This window comes from Microbaculum marinisediminis (assembly GCF_025397915.1).
In the GTDB taxonomy this organism is placed as follows: Bacteria; Pseudomonadota; Alphaproteobacteria; order Rhizobiales; family Tepidamorphaceae; genus Microbaculum; species Microbaculum marinisediminis.
Window position 1 is genome coordinate 30,287 of record NZ_JALIDZ010000008.1, and the last position, 15,677, is coordinate 45,963.

The window sequence follows — 15,677 nt, forward strand, 5'->3', positions numbered from 1 at the left end:
CGCGCCCCGGGAGCGGCTACGTCCCCGGGACAATGGCAACCCCGATCCTTCTCCTCCAGGACATCCATCTGACCTTCGGCGGCACACCGCTGCTCGAGGGCGCCGATCTGTCGGTCGAGCCGGGCGCCCGCGTCTGCCTCGTCGGCCGCAACGGCTGCGGCAAGTCGACCCTGCTGAAGATCGCCGCCGGCCGGATCGAACCCGATTCCGGACGCTATTTCCTGCAGCCCGGCACGACGGTGCAGTATCTCGAGCAGGAACCGGATTTCGCCGGCTTCGAGACGACGCGCGCCTATGTCGAGGCCAGCCTCGGGCCGACCGACGATCCGTATACGGCCCTGCGCGTCCTGGAGAAGCTCGGCCTCACCGGCGAGGAGAGCCCGGCGACCCTGTCGGGCGGCGAAGCCCGCCGCGCCGCCCTCGCCCGCGCCCTCGCCCCGCGCCCGGACATCCTGCTGCTCGACGAGCCGACCAACCACCTCGACCTGCCCGCGATCGAGTGGCTCGAACGCGAGCTGCGATCGTCCAACTCGGCGATGGTGATCATCAGCCACGACCGGCGGTTCCTGGAGACCCTGTCGCGCGCGACCGTCTGGCTCGATCGCGGCACGACCCGCTCGACGGACCGCGGCTTCGGCGGGTTCGAGGAATGGCGTGACAAGGTGCTCGAGGAGGAGGAGCGCGACCTCCACAAGCTCGACCGCAAGATCGCCATGGAGGAGGACTGGCTGCGCTACGGCGTCACCGCCCGGCGCAAGCGCAACCAGCGCCGGCTCGGCAACCTGCACGACCTGCGCAAGGCCCGCCGCGAGCACCGCCACGCGCCCGACACCGCGCGCATGGCGGTCGCCGAGAGCGAGATTTCCGGCAAGCTGGTCATCGAGACCAAGACCATCACCAAGGCCTTCGGCGACCGCACCGTCGTCGAACCCTTTTCGGTCCGCATCCAGCGCGGCGACCGGATCGGCATCATCGGCCCGAACGGCGCCGGCAAGACGACGCTGCTGAAGATGCTGATCGGCGACCTCGCGCCGGACAGCGGCTGGGTGAAGCTCGGCATGAACCTGGACGTCGCAAGCCTGGACCAGCGCCGTGCCCGGCTCGATCCCGAGACCAGCCTGCGGGCCACGCTGACCGGCGGCGGCAGCGACACCGTCATGGTCGACGGCAAGCCGCGCCACGTCATGAGCTACATGAAGGACTTCCTGTTCACGCCCGAACAGGCCGGGTCCCCGGTCTCGGCGCTGTCGGGCGGCGAACGCGGCCGCTTGATGCTGGCGCTTGCCTTCGCCCGGCCCTCGAACCTCCTCGTCCTGGACGAGCCGACCAACGACCTCGATCTGGAAACGCTGGACCTGCTGCAGGAACTGATCGCCGACTACTCCGGCACCGTGCTGCTGGTCAGCCACGACCGCGACTTCCTCGACCGCACGGTCACCTCCGTCATCGCGTCGGAGGGCGACGGCCGCTGGCTCACATATGCCGGCGGCTACTCCGACATGATCGCGCAGCGCGGCAAGGCGGAGGAGACCAGCGAACCGAAGGCGTCCGCATCGAAACCCGCCAGGTCCCGCGACCAGGCCGACAGACAGCCCGATCGCGCGCAGCCCAAGCGGCGCTTGTCCTTCAAGGACAAGCACGCGCTCGAAACCCTGCCCGCGCGGATGGAGGCGCTGCACGCCGAAATCGCCGCGGCCCGCCAAGCGCTGTCCGATCCGGACCTCTACGCGCGTGATCCAAAGACCTTCGCCGACACGAGCGACAAGCTGACCCGCGCCGAAGCCGATCTGGCGGCGGCGGAGGAGCAATGGCTCGAACTCGAGATCCTGCGCGAGGAGATCGAGAGCGCCTGACCCATCGCGGTCGCGCCGGCCGCGATCCTGCAAGACAGGCGTGACGGAGCACCGGTCTTTCTGTAAGGGAGATATTTTCCCGGCGCTTGCAGACCGCTCGCGCCGGCCTTCACCGGAACCGTCCCGAAGAGCCCCCGAACAGCCCCCGAACAGCCGATGCCCTCCGACGATCCGATAGCCGACAGGGACATCGCCGAGCACCGGATGGGAAGTGCCTTCCGGCACCGCGGGTACGCGCTCTACTGGGCGGCCCGCTTCGTCTCCATGTTCGCGATCCAGATCGTCTCGGTCTCGATCGGCTGGCAGATCTACGACATGACCCGGGATCCGTTCGATCTCGGCCTCGTCGGACTGGTTCAGTTCCTGCCCGCCCTGCTGCTCGTGCTTGTGACTGGCGCCGTCTCGGATCGCTACAATCGCCGCCTGATCATGGCCGTCTGCCTTTTGGCCGAAGGCGCCTGCGCCGCCGCTCTGCTCGGCCTGACCGTCGCCGGCCCGTCGGCGGTGTGGCCGATCTTCGTCGTGCTGACCTTTTTCGGCATCGCGCGCGCCTTCGTCGGGCCGGCGGCCCAGTCGCTGGTCGCCAATCTGGTGCCGCCGGAGGATCTGAACAATGCGATCGCCTGGAACACCTCGTCCTGGCAGATCGGAACGATCGTCGGACCGGTCGCGGGCGGCCTGCTCTACGGGATCTCGGCCGGCACGGCGCTGGCCACCGCCCTGACGCTGTTCTCGCTGGGCGCCGTCCTCATGCTGTTCGTGCCGCGGCCCGTGCAGAAGACCGTGCCCCAGAAATCGAACTGGGAGACGCTGTTGGCCGGGTTCCGCTATGTCTGGCGCGAGAAGGTCGTGCTCGGGGCCATCTCGCTCGACCTGTTTGCCGTGCTGCTCGGCGGCGCCGTGGCGCTCTTGCCCGTCTATGCCCGCGACATCCTCGATGTCGGCCCCTGGGGCCTTGGCCTCTTGCGCGCCGGGCCCGGCATCGGCGCGGTGGCGGTCGCGCTCTATCTCGCGAAGCGGCCGATCCGCGACCATGCCGGCCTGGCCATGTTCGTGTTCGTTGCCGCATTCGGCTTCTTCACGGTCGTCTTCGGCCTGTCGACGATCGTCTGGCTTTCGGTCGCCGCGCTGATGCTGATGGGCGCCGCCGACATGATCAGCGTCTATATCCGCGAAACGCTTCTGCAGCTTTGGACGCCCGATTCCGTGCGCGGGCGCGTCAACGCCGTCAACCTCGTCTTCATCGGCGCCTCCAACGAGCTCGGCGAATTCCGGGCCGGGATCTCCGCCGCGCTGATCGGAACGGTGCCCGCGGTCGTCGTCGGCGGCATGGGCACGATGGCCGTCGCCGGAATCTGGGCCTATTTGTTCCCGGCGCTGCGCCGGGCGCGCCACCTCACCGGCCGGGTCTGACACGGGTCGGAAACAATAAATCCCGAACCGAAACCTTGGAATCCGTGGTGATTTGGCCCGACCCAAGGTAAAAAGCCCGCATGCGCATCACCTACCGGGTGTTCCTTGTCGGCGGAATTCCAATCGCCATAGCAGCGGCAATCGCCGCGGTTGCCTGGATTCTGCTCAACGAGGCCGAACGCGCCCGCAGCGGCGCGGTGCTTGCCGGCGCGACCTACCGCAACCTGCTCGTCGCCATGACCGCACGCGACGAATATGTGAACGCGACGCCCTCGAACCGGGGCGTGAACGCCGAGCGCTTCGCCACGTTCGCCTCCGATGCGCGAGCCAACCTGGAAGACCTGGCGCAGGTCGCCCGGGCGCCCGCCCTGCGGGAAGCGACGACGGCCTCCGGCGACGCGCTATCCCACTATGTCGGCAGCATGAACGAGTTCATGCGCGCGACGATCCAGAACGACCGGCTCGTCGAGGAGATGGGCGGACGGGCGCGCTTGCTGATTTCGCTGACCGACGAGGCCCGCGAGCGCCAGCGCACATCCAACGCCGAGATCATCCAGACCCTGCACGATCGCGACGCCGCCTACCGGCGCATCCGCGAACTCGTCAACGCGGCAGAGGAGTTGCGCAACGCCATCGACGCGGCCGAACTGCACTCCGCCATGTTCGTCCTGGCCGATCCCGGCGACATCGACAAGAACATGTTGCAGCTCGGTTTCGACATCGGCCGGCTGCGCAACGCCACGACCCGTCTGTCCGCCTCGCTCGCCAGCGCGGATTCCTCCGCGATGGTGGAGCTACAGTCGCTCGCCACGGCCTACGAGGAAGCGATCGCCGCGCTTCTGGAAGGAGACCGGAAGCCGGTCATCTCGGATGAGCGGTCGCTGGCCGACGACAGCAAGGCGCTCGCCGACTGGTCTGACCGGCTGCTCAAGGTCCAGACGACGGAGCAACGGGCGCTCTACGAGGAGATCGCCCAGCTCGTCGCCTATTCGGTGGAGGCCAACGAGACCGAGCGCGCCACCCAGAATATCGCCATCGAGATCCTCAAGCTCGGCCAGCGCACCGCGGCCGCTCTCGTCGAACGCGATCCCGAGGCTACCGCGACGATTCTCGCCGAAAGCGCCACGCTGCCGCAGACAGTCGCCGCGCTGCCGATCTCGCCGCTGATCCAGTCCGAGATGATCGACGCGATCGACCAATGGCGCGAAGGGCTCGGCACCGCGACCGAGGTGCTGCGCCAGCAGAACGAGCGGATCGCCGACATGGACCGGTCCGCCGTGACGATGATCGAGGGCGCCCGCGCCCTCAACGACCTGTTCACCGCCGACGCCGAGAAGATCGGCAACACCATCCGGAACATCTTGGTGTTCGGCGCGGCCGCCGGCCTGCTCTTCGGCGCCGCCACGGCCTATTTCGTCGCCCGCTCGATCACCAGGCCCCTACTCCGGCTGCAGCAGGGCATGGTCCATCTCGCCGCCGACCCGATGGCCGGGCCCGTCGCCGATGCCGAACGCGCCGACGAACTCGGCGAAATGGCCCGCTCGGCCAATTTCTTCGTCGCCGAGATCGGCAAGCGAGAACTGGACCTGCGCCGCGCCAAGGAACGGGCCGACCTGGCGTTGTCGGAATTGCAACGCACCCAGGCCGAGCTGATCCAGGCCGAGAAGCTCGCCTCGCTCGGCCAGCTCGTCGCCGGCGTCGCCCACGAGATCAACACGCCCGTCGGCATCGCTTTGACCACCGGCACGCAGATCGGCGAGGAGGTCAAGCGCTTCTCCGAAATCGCCGAATCCGGACAGATCAGGCGGTCGCAACTGCACAATTTCGTCGATCGCATGAAGGAGGGGGCGGGCCTCCTGTTCGCGAACCTGAACCGCGCGGCCGAACTCGTGCACAGTTTCAAGCAGGTGGCCGCCGACCAGGCCAGCGGGGAACGGCGACAGTTCGATATGCGCACATGGCTCGACGAGTTGATGACCAGCCTCGGCCCGGTGCTGCGCAAGTCGCGACACAAGGTGACGTTCTCGTGCCGGGACGGGCTCGTACTCGATACCTATCCCGGCACCCTCGGCCAGGTGCTGACCAACCTGATCATGAATGCCCTCACGCATGCCTACGACGACGAGCAGGCGGGAGAGATATCGATCACCGTGAGCGAGCCGTCCGAGAACGAGGTGCGGATCGCCTTCGCCGACGACGGAAAGGGCATCGGCGCGGACGATGTCGGCAAGGTCTTCGATCCGTTCTTCACGACCGGCCGCCGATACGGCAGCACCGGGCTCGGACTTCACATCGTCTACAATCTCGTGACCGGCACCCTGCAGGGCAAGATCGACGTCGAGAGCACCCCGGGCAAGGGCACGACGTTCATCGTCGAGATACCGGCCTCCGTCGCCGATTCCGTCCCTGATCGCGTCGCGACCGTGGCCTGAAGGAGGAAGACATGAGGGTTTCGATCCAGATCGCCGCCATGGCCTTTGTCCTGGCGGCGGCACCGGCCGGCGCCAAGACGCTGGTGTTCTGCTCGGAGGGCAATCCGGAGGCGCTCAATCCGCAGATCGTCACCACGACGACGGGCCTCAACGCGGCGCGGCCGATGTTCAACCAGCTGGTCGAGTTCGTGCCGGGCTCCACCCGGATCCGGCCGGCCCTGGCCGAATCCTGGCAGATCTCGCCCGACGGAACCGAATACGTCTTCCACCTGCGCCCCGGGGTGAAGTTCCATTCCAGCGAGGACTTCACTCCGACGCGCGACATGAACGCCGAAGACGTTCTGTTTTCCCTGCACCGGCAATGGAAGGAGGATCATCCGTTCCACAACGTGTCCGCGGCCGAGTACGCCTATTTCAAGGACATGGGGATGCCGGAGCTGCTGAAGTCGATCGACAAGGTCGACGACATGACGGTGCGCATCCAGCTGACGCGACCGGAATCCCCGTTCCTCGCCGACATGGCGATGCCCTTCAACTCGATCCTGTCGGCCGAGTACGCCGACAAGCTGCTTGCCGCCGGCACGCCCGAGCTGCTGGACCGGCAACCGGTCGGCACCGGCCCGTTTTCCTTCGCCGGATACCAGCGCGACATCGCGGTCCGTTACAGAGTGTTTCCCGACTATTGGGAGGGCGCCCAGCCGATCAACACGCTGGTCTTCTCCATTACGCCGAACCCGGCGGTACGCCTCACCAAGCTGAAGGCCGGAGAGTGCCATGTCATGGCCTTCCCGAATCCGACCGATACCCAGCGCATCGCCGACGATCCGAACCTGAAGCTACTGAAGCAGGAAGGCTTCAACATCGGCTATCTGGCGCTGAACACCCAGAAGCCGCCTTTCGACGATGTGCGCGTCCGCCGCGCCATCAACATGGCCATCGACAAGCAGGCGATCATCGACGGCGCCTATGCCGGGGCCGGCGTGGTCGCGAAGAACCCGGTGCCGCCGACCCTGTGGTCCTACGCAGACGATATCGAGGATTATCCCTACGACCCCGCGGCCGCCCAGAGATTGCTCGCCGAAGCCGGCTACCCGAACGGCTTCGAGACCGACCTCTGGTACATGCCGGTGAGCCGCCCCTACAGCCCCGACGCCAAGCGGATCGCCGAGATGATCCAGGCGGACCTCACCAGGATCGGGGTGCGCGCCGAACTCGTCACCAAGGAATGGGGCGCCTACCGCACCAGCCTGCAGGACGGCGAGCATTCCATGGCGCTCTACGGCTGGACCGGAGACAATGGCGATCCGGACAACTTCCTGCATGTCCTGTTGGGCTGCACCGCCGCGCGCATAGGCGGCAACAACGTCGCACGCTGGTGCGACGACGAATACGACGCCCTCGTCACCCGGGCCAAGCTCAGCTACGACCAGGAAGTCCGAGAGAAGCTCTACGGCCAGGCGCAGCAGATCTTCAAGCGGGAGGCGCCCTGGGTGCCGCTCGCTCACTCGGTGGTCTTCATGGCCGCGCGCAAGGAGGTCGACGGTTTCAAGATGGATCCGCTCGGCCGCCATCCCTTCGATCACGTCGACCTCAAGTACTGAGGAGACGCCGAACCGCCGCCCCCCTTGAACGCCGCCCCGGGACCGCCGGCCCCTGAACACCGTCTACAGAGTTCCGCTGGAATAGCGCCGCACGGCTGTATACGTTGCGCCGCAAACGAGTCGCACGCCGCGTCGTGCCTCTACCGGGAGGAAAGAACGAAATGGTCGAGAAAGTTGCTTTGGTGACCGGGGCAGGAACGGGCGTCGGCAAGGCGGCCGCTCTGGCGCTCGCCGCTGCCGGATTCGCGGTGGTGCTCGCCGGACGGCGCAAGGAGCCGCTCGAGACGGTCGCTTCGGAAATCGCCGACGCCGGAGGAAAGGCCCTTGCCGTGCCGGCCGACGTCACCGACGCCGACTCGGTCGCCGCCCTGTTCAAGGCCGCGAAGGACACCTACGGGCGTCTCGACGTTCTGTTCAACAATGCCGGCATGAGCGCGCCGCCGGTCCTGCTCGAGGACCTGACGGTCGACCAGTGGAAACAGGTCGTCGACGTCAACCTCACCGGCATGTTCCTGTGCGTCCGAGAGGCCTTCCGGCTGATGAAGGACCAGTCGCCGCGCGGCGGCCGCATCATCAACAACGGCTCGATCTCCGCGCACGCACCGCGGCCCAACTCCGCGCCCTACACGTCGACCAAGCATGCCGTGACGGGCCTCACCAAGTCGGCGGCCCTCGACGGGCGGAAGTACGATATCGCCGTCGGCCAGATAGACATCGGCAATGCCGCCACGCCGATGACAGCGCGGTTTTCCGAAGGCGTGCCGCAGGCAAACGGCGATACCATGCCCGAGCCGACCATGGATTCCAGCCATATCGCCGACGCGATCGTCTACATGGCCGGGCTACCGCTCGACGCCAACGTCCAGACCATCACGGTGATGGCCACCAAGATGCCTTTCGTCGGCCGCGGCTAGGGACGGGCAACGGTCCTTCCAATCCTCAATGGTTTGAATCATGTTCGGCGAATGGCTCTGGGCGGTCTTCACGGTGACCGCCGCCGGTGCGCAGACGATGCGCAACGCCATGCAGAAGGAGCTCACCGCAACGCTCGGCACGGTCGGCGCAACGCATGTGCGCTTTCTGTTCGGCCTGCCGTTCGCCGTCGTGTTTCTGATCGCGGTCGTTGCCGTCACCGGCGAAGCCCCGCCGCTGCCGGGCGCGAGCGCCCTGGCCTGGACCGCCGTGGGCGCCGGCATGCAGTTCGGTGCTACCGCGCTGATGCTGGCGGCGATGGACCTGCGCTCCTTCGTCGTCGCCATCGCCTACACCAAGACCGAACCCGTTCTGGTTCTGCTTTTCTCGGTCGTGTTCCTGTCCGAGCTGCCGACCGGCACGGTCGTGCTCGCCGTCGTGATCGCCACTGCGGGCGTCCTGCTGATGTCCTGGCCGACCGGGACGGCGAACCGCGACGGCATCGCCCGCGCGAGCGCGCTCGGCGTCGGCTCGGGCGCGATGTTCGCCCTGTCGGCGGTCGCCTATCGCGGCGGCATCCAGGCCAGCACCGCCGATAGCTTCATCATTGCCGCCTCCAGCACCCTCGTGGTGGCGCTCGCCCTGCAGACGGCGACGGTCACCGCACTGCTCCTGCTGCGGCGGCCGCAGACGCTGCGCTCGATCCTGCGGATGTGGCGGCCGTCCATGACTGCCGGGTTCCTCGGCGCGCTCGCCTCCCAGTTCTGGTTTCTCGCCTTCGCGATCCAGCATGCCGCGCCGGTGCGCACCCTCGGCCTGATCGAGATCCTGTTCGCCCAGATCGTGTCGCGGCGCCTGTTCCGCCAACAGACGTCGCGCATCGAGGCCGTCGGCATCGGCCTGCTCGTGCTCGGCGTCATCATGATCCTGTACGGGTGACGCCGCAGCCGCCCGGCGCAGTCCATGCGTCCGGCGGCGACATCTCGGTCGGCCTCCACGACGCCCAGGCGCACGAAGGGGCACCGGATTTGCCCGGTTTTTCAACTTTCCGACAATACGGATTTTCTAGCCGTCGAAATTGACCGCATAGATCAGGGGACATAGTTTGATACCAAAATTACAATAGGCAATCGCCATCGAGGGAGAGAACCATGTGGAAGGCCAATGCAGTCGTCCTGGTACTCGCAGCCGGTCTTGCCGGCTTCGGCACCGCCCAGGCGCAGGAGACCGTCAAGATCGGCGTGATCCTGCCCCTGACCGGCCCCTTCGCCGATACCGGCATACAGGTCGATAACGGCATCAAGCTGTACATGAAGGAAAACGGAGACACCGTCGCCGGCAAGACGGTCGAGATCATCACCAAGGACGTCGGCGGCATCGCCCCGGACGTCGCCAAGCGTCTGGCCACGGAACTGGTCGTCCGCGACAAGGTCGACATCCTCGCCGGTTTCGCGCTGACGCCGAACGCGCTGGCCGTCGGGCCGATCTCCGAGGAAGCCAAGAAGTTCATGGTCGTGATGAACGCCGCGACCTCGATCATCACTACCAAGTCGCCCTACATGGCCCGCGTCTCGATGACCACGCCGATGGTCAACGAGGTTCTCGGCAAATGGGCCTACGACAACGGCGTCCAGGAAGCCTATACGATCAACGCCGACTACGGGCCGGGCAACGACGCCCAGTCCGCGTTCCAGCGGGCCTTCGAGGCCGCCGGCGGCAAGATCGTCGGCGCCGACAAGACCCCGGTCGCCAACCCGGACTTCTCGGCGTTCGTCCAGCGCGCCAAGGACGCCAATCCGCAGGGCATCTGGGTCTTCATCCCGGGCGGCGCCCAGCCCGCCGCCCTCGGCAAGGCCCTCGCCGAGCGCGGCCTGACGCCCCAGAACACCACGATCATGGGTCAGGGCGAGCTCACCTTCGAGGCGGCGCTCGAGTCGATGGGCGACAGCGCCGTCGGCATCATCACCGGCTTCCATTACGACTACAATCACAAGTCGGACATGAACGCCGCCTTCGTGAAGGCGTACAACGCGATGTTCGGCCGCAACCCGGACATCTATTCGGTCGGCGGCTATGACGGCATGCACCTCATCTACGCGGCGCTGGAGAAGACCGACGGCAGCACCGACGGCGAGGCGCTGATCGACGCCGCCAAGGGCATGGCCTGGGAAAGCCCGCGCGGCCCGATGTCGATCGACCCCGAGACCCGGGACGTGATCGAGAACATCTATATCCGCCGCGTCGAGAAGGGCCCGAACGGCAAGTTGATCAACGTCGAGTTCGACAAGGTCGAGAACGTCAAGGACCCGGTGAAGGCGCGCATGTAGTCCCGCCGGGGCCGCACAGAACGGGCGACCGGGCCTCTGGTCCGGTCGCCGCATCCCTGAAACGACGCGAAAAACAGGCAGCGGGGCATGGGCGCGCAGATCCTGGGCGTTCTTTTCGACGGGTTCGCCTACGGAATGCTTCTTTTTCTGCTGTCCGTCGGCCTGTCGGTGACGCTGGGGCTGATGAACTTCATCAACCTCGCGCATGGCGCCTTCGCCATGATCGGCGGCTACGTCGCCGTCACCCTGATGAATTATCTCGGCTGGCCGTTCCTTGCCTCCCTGCCGATGGCCTTCCTCGCCGCCGCCATCGTCAGCGTGGCGCTCGAGCGCACCCTGTTCCGCCGGCTCTACACGTCCGATCCGCTGCAACAGGTGCTGTTCACGATCGGCCTCGTCTTCGTCATTTCCGCGATCGCCGCCTACCTGTTCACCACCGAAGTCCAGCCGGTGCGGGTGCCGGACTATCTGCGCGGGTCGATCGAGGCGATCGACTACACGTTCGGCGTCTACCGCATCTTCCTGATCGCCGTGGCCCTCGTCATCACCGCGCTGCTGGTCATCGGCCTCGAATACACCCGCTTCGGCGCCATGGTGCGCGCCGCCGTCGACAACCAGCGCATGGCCAGCGGACTGGGCATCGACGTCGAGACCGTGTTCGCCATCACCTTTGCGCTCGGCAGCGGCCTCGCCGGTCTCGGCGGCGCGTTGTCGATCGAGATCGTCGGCCTCGATCCCTCCTTCGCCTTCCACTACCTCGTCTACATGCTGATCGTGGTCGCCGTCGGCGGCCTCGGCTCGATCCGCGGCTCCTTCGTCGCCGCCACGCTTCTCGGCATCGGCGATGTCGCAGGCAAGTACTATGTTCCCGAGATCGGCGCCTTCCTGATCTACGGACTGATGATCGGCATCCTGTTCTTCGTGCCGCTCGGTCTGTTCGGCAAGCGGGCGTGACGATGACCGAGACGCCGGCAAAGACCGAAGCGGCGACGGCCCCGGCGTTCAGCGCGGGCGCCGGCGTCGATCCGCGCGCCTTCCTTGCGGGACAGGCCCGCTGGAGCGTCTTCGAGGTCCTGTTCTGGCTTGCCGCGATCCTGCCGTTCTTCCTGCTGCCGACCTATCTGAGCCTGGCCAGCCAGATCGCCATCACCGCGCTGTTCGCCCTCTCTCTCGACCTGATCCTGGGCTATGCCGGCATCATTTCGCTCGGCCACGCCGTGTATTTCGGCGTCGGCGCCTATACCGCCGGGATCATCTCGAAATACGGCTGGGGCGAGCCGATCAGCGGCCTTGTCATCTCGGCCTTCGCGGCGGCCATCGTCGGATACCTGACCAGCTTCCTGATCGTGCGCGTGCAGCACCTGGCGCTGCTGATGATCACGCTCGGCCTCGGCTTCATCGCCGTGGAGCTGGCCAACAGCGCCGCCTGGCTGACCGGCGGTGCCGACGGCCTTCTCGGCGTCGACACCTGGCCGATCTTCGGCGTGTGGGACTTCGATCTGTGGGGCCGGACCGCCTATGTCTATGCGCTGGTCGTGCTGTTCATCCTGTTCGTCGTGTCGCGCCGCCTCGTGCATTCGCCCTTCGGCCTGTCCCTGCGCGGCATCCGCGAGAACGCGGTGCGCATGCCGGCGATCGGCGCGCCGAACCAGCGCCGCCTGCAGAAGGTCTACGTCATCTCCGCGGCGATCGCCGGTGTCGCCGGCGCGCTGCTCACCCAGACCACCGAATTCGCTTCGCTCGAGGTGCTCGGCTTCCAGCGCTCCGCCGACCTCGCCGTCATGCTGATCCTCGGCGGCACCGGTCGCCTGTATGGCGCGATCGTCGGCGCGGCCATCTTCATGATCGCCCGCGACCAGCTCGCCGACATGAACCCGCAGTACTGGTATTTCTGGATCGGCCTCCTGCTGATGGCCGTCGTGCTGTTCCTGCCCGACGGCATCGTCGGCGGCCTCGCCCGGCTGGTGCCCGCGCGCTGGAGGAAACCGTGACCGCGCCGGCACTGGCCACCCGCGGCCTCGACAAGCAGTTTGGTTCGCTGCGGGTCGCCCAGTCGATCGACATCATCCTGCCGCAGGGCGCGCGCCACGCGCTGATCGGGCCAAACGGCGCCGGCAAGACGACCCTGATCAACATGATCACCGGCATGCTGCGCCCCGATTCCGGCCGCATCCTGCTGGGTGGCGAGGACATCACCGCGCTCAAGCCGGATGCACGAGTCAAGAAGGGCCTGGCCCGCACATTCCAGATCAACACCCTGTTCCCGCATCTGACCGCGCTGGAATCGGTCACGCTGGCCGTCTGCGAACGCCGCGGCGAAGCCGGCAATTGGTGGCGGCCGCTGCCCAACCATGCCGATGCGGTCGACGAGGCCTACACGATCCTCGCCGCGATGCAGCTCGGCCCGGTGTGCCTCAGGCCGACGCACGCGCTCGCCTACGGCCAGCAGCGGCTGCTGGAAATCGCGCTGGCGCTGGCGACGAGACCGAAGGTTCTCTTGCTCGACGAACCCGCCGCAGGCGTGCCGAGCGGCGAGAGCGCCGCCCTGTTCGAGGCGATCGCCGGCCTGCCGGACGACATCACCGTGCTGTTCATCGAGCACGACATGAACATCGTGTTCCGCTTCGCCACGCGCATCATCGTGCTGGTCGGCGGCGCGACCCTGGTGGAGGGCACGCCGCAGGAGATTTCCTCCGACTCGCGGGTCCGCGAGGTCTATCTCGGCAGCACGCAGCCGCACGGAGCCCGACATGGCTGAACCGCTGCTCGCACTGTCCGATGTCCGCGCGGGCTATGGCGAGTCCATCGTGCTCGACGGCGTTTCCTTCGAGGTACCCGAGACCGGCAGCCTCGCCGTTCTGGGCCGCAACGGCGTCGGCAAGTCGACGCTGCTGCTGACCATCATGGGCTACACCACCGTGGAGCGCGGCGCGATCCGCTGGCGCGGCCTGGACGTCACGCGAAGGGCCCCGTTCCGCCGGGCGCGCGCCGGCATCGGCTGGGTGCCGCAGGAGCGCGACATCTTCGCGACGCTGTCGGTGGAGGAGAACCTGACGGTCGCGGCCCGGCCCGGACACTGGGATCTCGCCGCCGTCTACGGCCTGTTTCCGCGCCTGGCCGAGCGACGCCAGAACATGGGCAACCAGCTCTCCGGCGGCGAGCAGCAGATGCTGACCATCGCCCGCACGCTGATGACCAATCCGGCCATCCTGCTTCTCGACGAGCCGCTGGAGGGCCTCGCCCCCGTCGTCGTCGAGGAACTGTCGTCGGCCATCGAACGGATGAGCGCGGCGCAGAAGACCGCGCTCATCCTGGTCGAGCAGCATGCCGAGATCGCGCTGTCGCTTACCGAACAGGCGCTCGTCATCGAGCGCGGCGCCATCGCCCATCGCGGCCCCTCCAGGGCGCTGCTTGACGATAGCGCCGTCCTCGACCGTTATATCGGCCTGAAACTCGCCGAGGCGTGACGCGCTGCCCGCGTCGGTTGCGCCGGCTCAGGCGGTCTCGCCGTTGACGGGGGTCGGGCCGGCCGGTCCGCCAAGCCGCGCTTGCAGGCTGTCCGCCTCCGCCTTCAGCCGCGAAACGATCCAGGCGATCCGGTCTGAGTCCATGCGCTCGCGGATCGCGGCGACGCTGATCGAGGCGACCACACGACCGCCCAGATCGAACACCGGCACGCCGACCGCGCACATGGCCGTGACGATGCGGCCCTCGTTGAAGGAATAGCCCCGGCGGCGCGTCTCCTCCACCAGCGCGGCGAGCTCCGCCGGACCGAAGCGCGGATAGCCGCCAAGCCGCGGCGCGTTGCTGGCGATCACCTCGGCCACCTCCTCCTGCGGCAGGAACGCGAGCAGCGCGAGGCTGCCGGCCCCGACCCCGAGCGGACGCCGGTCGCCGGCGTCGAGCGTCAGCGTCTTGATCGGAAACGCGCCGACCTCACGCTCCAGGCACAGCGCGTCGAGCCCTTCGCGCACCGACAGGAACACCGTGTCCTCGGTCTCCCGCGCGAGCCGCAACAGCGACGGCCGCGCCAGGTCGCCAATATTGAAGCGCGTCGCCTGCCGGACCAGCCGGACGAGCGCGTAGCCGATCAGATAGCGCCGCGTCTCGGGCGACTGATAGACAAACCCGGCGTCCGACAGCGCCGACAGCAGGCGGTGCGTCGTCGCCTTGCCCAGGCCCGACGCGCGGGCGATGTCGGACAGGCGCCAGCCGGCGGTCGGCTCGCCCGCGAGGAGCTTGAGGATATCGGCCGCGCGCTGGACAGACTGGACGGTTCGGTCGCCGCTCACGTCACCGCCTCATCCTGCCACCCAGACAAGCAAAATATCGCGCGCCGGCGCGCCGACCCGCGCGCCCATCGCCGCCGCCGTGCGGTTCACCGCCGAGATGACCCCGTCCTCGAATGTCGAGCGCGCCTCGCCGATCCGGGCTGAGGCGGCGGCCACGGTGAAGGCGGCGATGCCGCGCGTATCCAGCGCCGGCAGGCGGGCGATGCCAGCGTCCTCGATACCGATCCCGGCGTCGTTGTAGACGGCGGCGAAGCCGTCGACCCGCAGCGCCATCGCCGGATTGCCGCCGACGAGGCCGCCGTGCGAGCCGGTCACGACGATCTGGCCGACGTCCTCCGGGCCCACCATCGCCGCGGAATCGACGAGCGCGATCCGGCGCGGCCCGGGCTGGTCGACATAGGCGCGCCCTTCGCCCAGCGGTTCGGGCGTCACGACGACGCTCGGCGCGGCGCGCAGCTTGACCGCCGCATCGCGCGTCGTATCGCCGGCCCGCACGCCGAGGCGCGCGGCAGCCGGGTTGGCGCGGCTGATCGTTCCCCGCGCGAGCATGTCGCCGGTATCGCCGATCCGGCAACTCAGATGCGACACCGCCGCCGCGGCGATGCCGAGAGCGCCGAGATAGGGCAGCGCGCCGATGCCGGCCTCGTCCTTGCCGATGCCGGCATCGCACAGGATCACAGCGCGGACGCCGCCCGCCGCCGCCAGATAGCCAGGATAGCGCCCGCCGTGCGAGCCCGACACGACGACACCGCCCGCGGCCTCGGCCGGGAGCTTGGTGATCGTATCGGCGACGACGACCCCGTGGGGTAGGTCGTGCCCCCGGGTGTCTGAACGAACCGTCATTCCC

13 protein-coding genes are annotated in these 15,677 nt (G+C 67.7%); 11 read left to right on the plus strand and 2 right to left on the minus strand.

Going from position 1 to position 15,677, the window contains the following annotated elements; all coding sequences use genetic code 11:
• Positions 1-32 precede the first annotated feature (32 nt).
• The 11 genes from MUB46_RS17130 (at position 33) to MUB46_RS17180 (ending at position 14,005) form a co-directional block, all read left to right on the plus strand.
• On the plus strand, positions 33-1,853 hold the full coding sequence (locus tag MUB46_RS17130) for an ABC-F family ATP-binding cassette domain-containing protein (RefSeq protein ID WP_261617168.1): 1,821 nt from the start codon (positions 33-35) through the stop codon (positions 1,851-1,853).
• 156 nt (positions 1,854-2,009) lie between these two features.
• Positions 2,010-3,266 (plus strand): MFS transporter, encoded by a 1,257-nt coding sequence (locus MUB46_RS17135; protein WP_261617169.1) that lies wholly within the window; start codon positions 2,010-2,012, stop codon positions 3,264-3,266.
• A gap of 80 nt (positions 3,267-3,346) precedes the next feature.
• A complete protein-coding gene (locus tag MUB46_RS17140) occupies positions 3,347-5,698 on the plus strand; it encodes a sensor histidine kinase (protein ID WP_261617170.1) in 2,352 nt (783 codons plus the stop codon).
• 11 nt (positions 5,699-5,709) lie between these two features.
• On the plus strand, positions 5,710-7,299 hold the full coding sequence (locus MUB46_RS17145) for an ABC transporter substrate-binding protein (protein ID WP_261617171.1): 1,590 nt from the start codon (positions 5,710-5,712) through the stop codon (positions 7,297-7,299).
• Between the two features lie 161 nt (positions 7,300-7,460).
• The gene (locus MUB46_RS17150) at positions 7,461-8,213 is read left to right on the plus strand and encodes an SDR family oxidoreductase (RefSeq protein WP_261617172.1); all 753 of its coding nucleotides are present in this window, start codon (positions 7,461-7,463) and stop codon (positions 8,211-8,213) included.
• A gap of 40 nt (positions 8,214-8,253) precedes the next feature.
• Positions 8,254-9,150, plus strand: coding sequence for a DMT family transporter (locus tag MUB46_RS17155; protein WP_261617173.1), 897 nt, complete (start codon positions 8,254-8,256; stop codon positions 9,148-9,150).
• A gap of 212 nt (positions 9,151-9,362) precedes the next feature.
• Positions 9,363-10,538, plus strand: coding sequence for an ABC transporter substrate-binding protein (locus tag MUB46_RS17160; protein WP_261617174.1), 1,176 nt, complete (start codon positions 9,363-9,365; stop codon positions 10,536-10,538).
• An 87-nt stretch (positions 10,539-10,625) separates the two neighbouring features.
• Positions 10,626-11,492: a branched-chain amino acid ABC transporter permease gene (locus MUB46_RS17165; protein WP_261617175.1), complete on the plus strand. Its 867-nt coding sequence runs from the start codon at positions 10,626-10,628 to the stop codon at positions 11,490-11,492.
• Between the two features lie 2 nt (positions 11,493-11,494).
• Positions 11,495-12,529 carry a branched-chain amino acid ABC transporter permease gene (locus MUB46_RS17170; RefSeq protein WP_261617387.1) on the plus strand — a complete coding sequence of 345 codons (1,035 nt, stop codon included), beginning with the start codon at positions 11,495-11,497 and terminating at the stop codon, positions 12,527-12,529.
• The gene (locus MUB46_RS17175) at positions 12,526-13,296 is read left to right on the plus strand and encodes an ABC transporter ATP-binding protein (RefSeq protein WP_261617176.1); all 771 of its coding nucleotides are present in this window, start codon (positions 12,526-12,528) and stop codon (positions 13,294-13,296) included. The genes MUB46_RS17170 and MUB46_RS17175 overlap by 4 nt, the downstream gene beginning before the upstream one ends.
• Positions 13,289-14,005 (plus strand): ABC transporter ATP-binding protein, encoded by a 717-nt coding sequence (locus tag MUB46_RS17180; RefSeq protein WP_261617177.1) that lies wholly within the window; start codon positions 13,289-13,291, stop codon positions 14,003-14,005. The genes MUB46_RS17175 and MUB46_RS17180 overlap by 8 nt, the downstream gene beginning before the upstream one ends.
• Positions 14,006-14,032: 27 nt before the next feature.
• Here the strand turns inward: MUB46_RS17180 and MUB46_RS17185 are convergent, their stop codons facing one another.
• Positions 14,033-14,830: an IclR family transcriptional regulator gene (locus MUB46_RS17185; protein ID WP_261617178.1), complete on the minus strand. Its 798-nt coding sequence runs from the start codon at positions 14,828-14,830 to the stop codon at positions 14,033-14,035.
• 9 nt (positions 14,831-14,839) lie between these two features.
• On the minus strand, positions 14,840-15,673 hold the full coding sequence (locus MUB46_RS17190) for a hypothetical protein (protein WP_261617179.1): 834 nt from the start codon (positions 15,671-15,673) through the stop codon (positions 14,840-14,842).
• Between the last annotated feature and the right edge of the window lie 4 nt (positions 15,674-15,677).

Coding starts and splice junctions, on each gene's coding strand:
- MUB46_RS17160 (WP_261617174.1), top strand. CDS start 9,363: ATGTGGAAGGCCAATGCAGTCGTCCTGGTACTCGCAGCCGGTCTTGCC.
- MUB46_RS17150 (WP_261617172.1), top strand. CDS start 7,461: ATGGTCGAGAAAGTTGCTTTGGTGACCGGGGCAGGAACGGGCGTCGGC.
- MUB46_RS17140 (WP_261617170.1), top strand. CDS start 3,347: ATGCGCATCACCTACCGGGTGTTCCTTGTCGGCGGAATTCCAATCGCC.
- MUB46_RS17155 (WP_261617173.1), top strand. CDS start 8,254: ATGTTCGGCGAATGGCTCTGGGCGGTCTTCACGGTGACCGCCGCCGGT.
- MUB46_RS17180 (WP_261617177.1), top strand. CDS start 13,289: ATGGCTGAACCGCTGCTCGCACTGTCCGATGTCCGCGCGGGCTATGGC.
- MUB46_RS17130 (WP_261617168.1), top strand. CDS start 33: ATGGCAACCCCGATCCTTCTCCTCCAGGACATCCATCTGACCTTCGGC.
- MUB46_RS17165 (WP_261617175.1), top strand. CDS start 10,626: ATGGGCGCGCAGATCCTGGGCGTTCTTTTCGACGGGTTCGCCTACGGA.
- MUB46_RS17145 (WP_261617171.1), top strand. CDS start 5,710: ATGAGGGTTTCGATCCAGATCGCCGCCATGGCCTTTGTCCTGGCGGCG.
- MUB46_RS17170 (WP_261617387.1), top strand. CDS start 11,495: ATGACCGAGACGCCGGCAAAGACCGAAGCGGCGACGGCCCCGGCGTTC.
- MUB46_RS17190 (WP_261617179.1), bottom strand. CDS start 15,673: ATGACGGTTCGTTCAGACACCCGGGGGCACGACCTACCCCACGGGGTC.
- MUB46_RS17135 (WP_261617169.1), top strand. CDS start 2,010: ATGCCCTCCGACGATCCGATAGCCGACAGGGACATCGCCGAGCACCGG.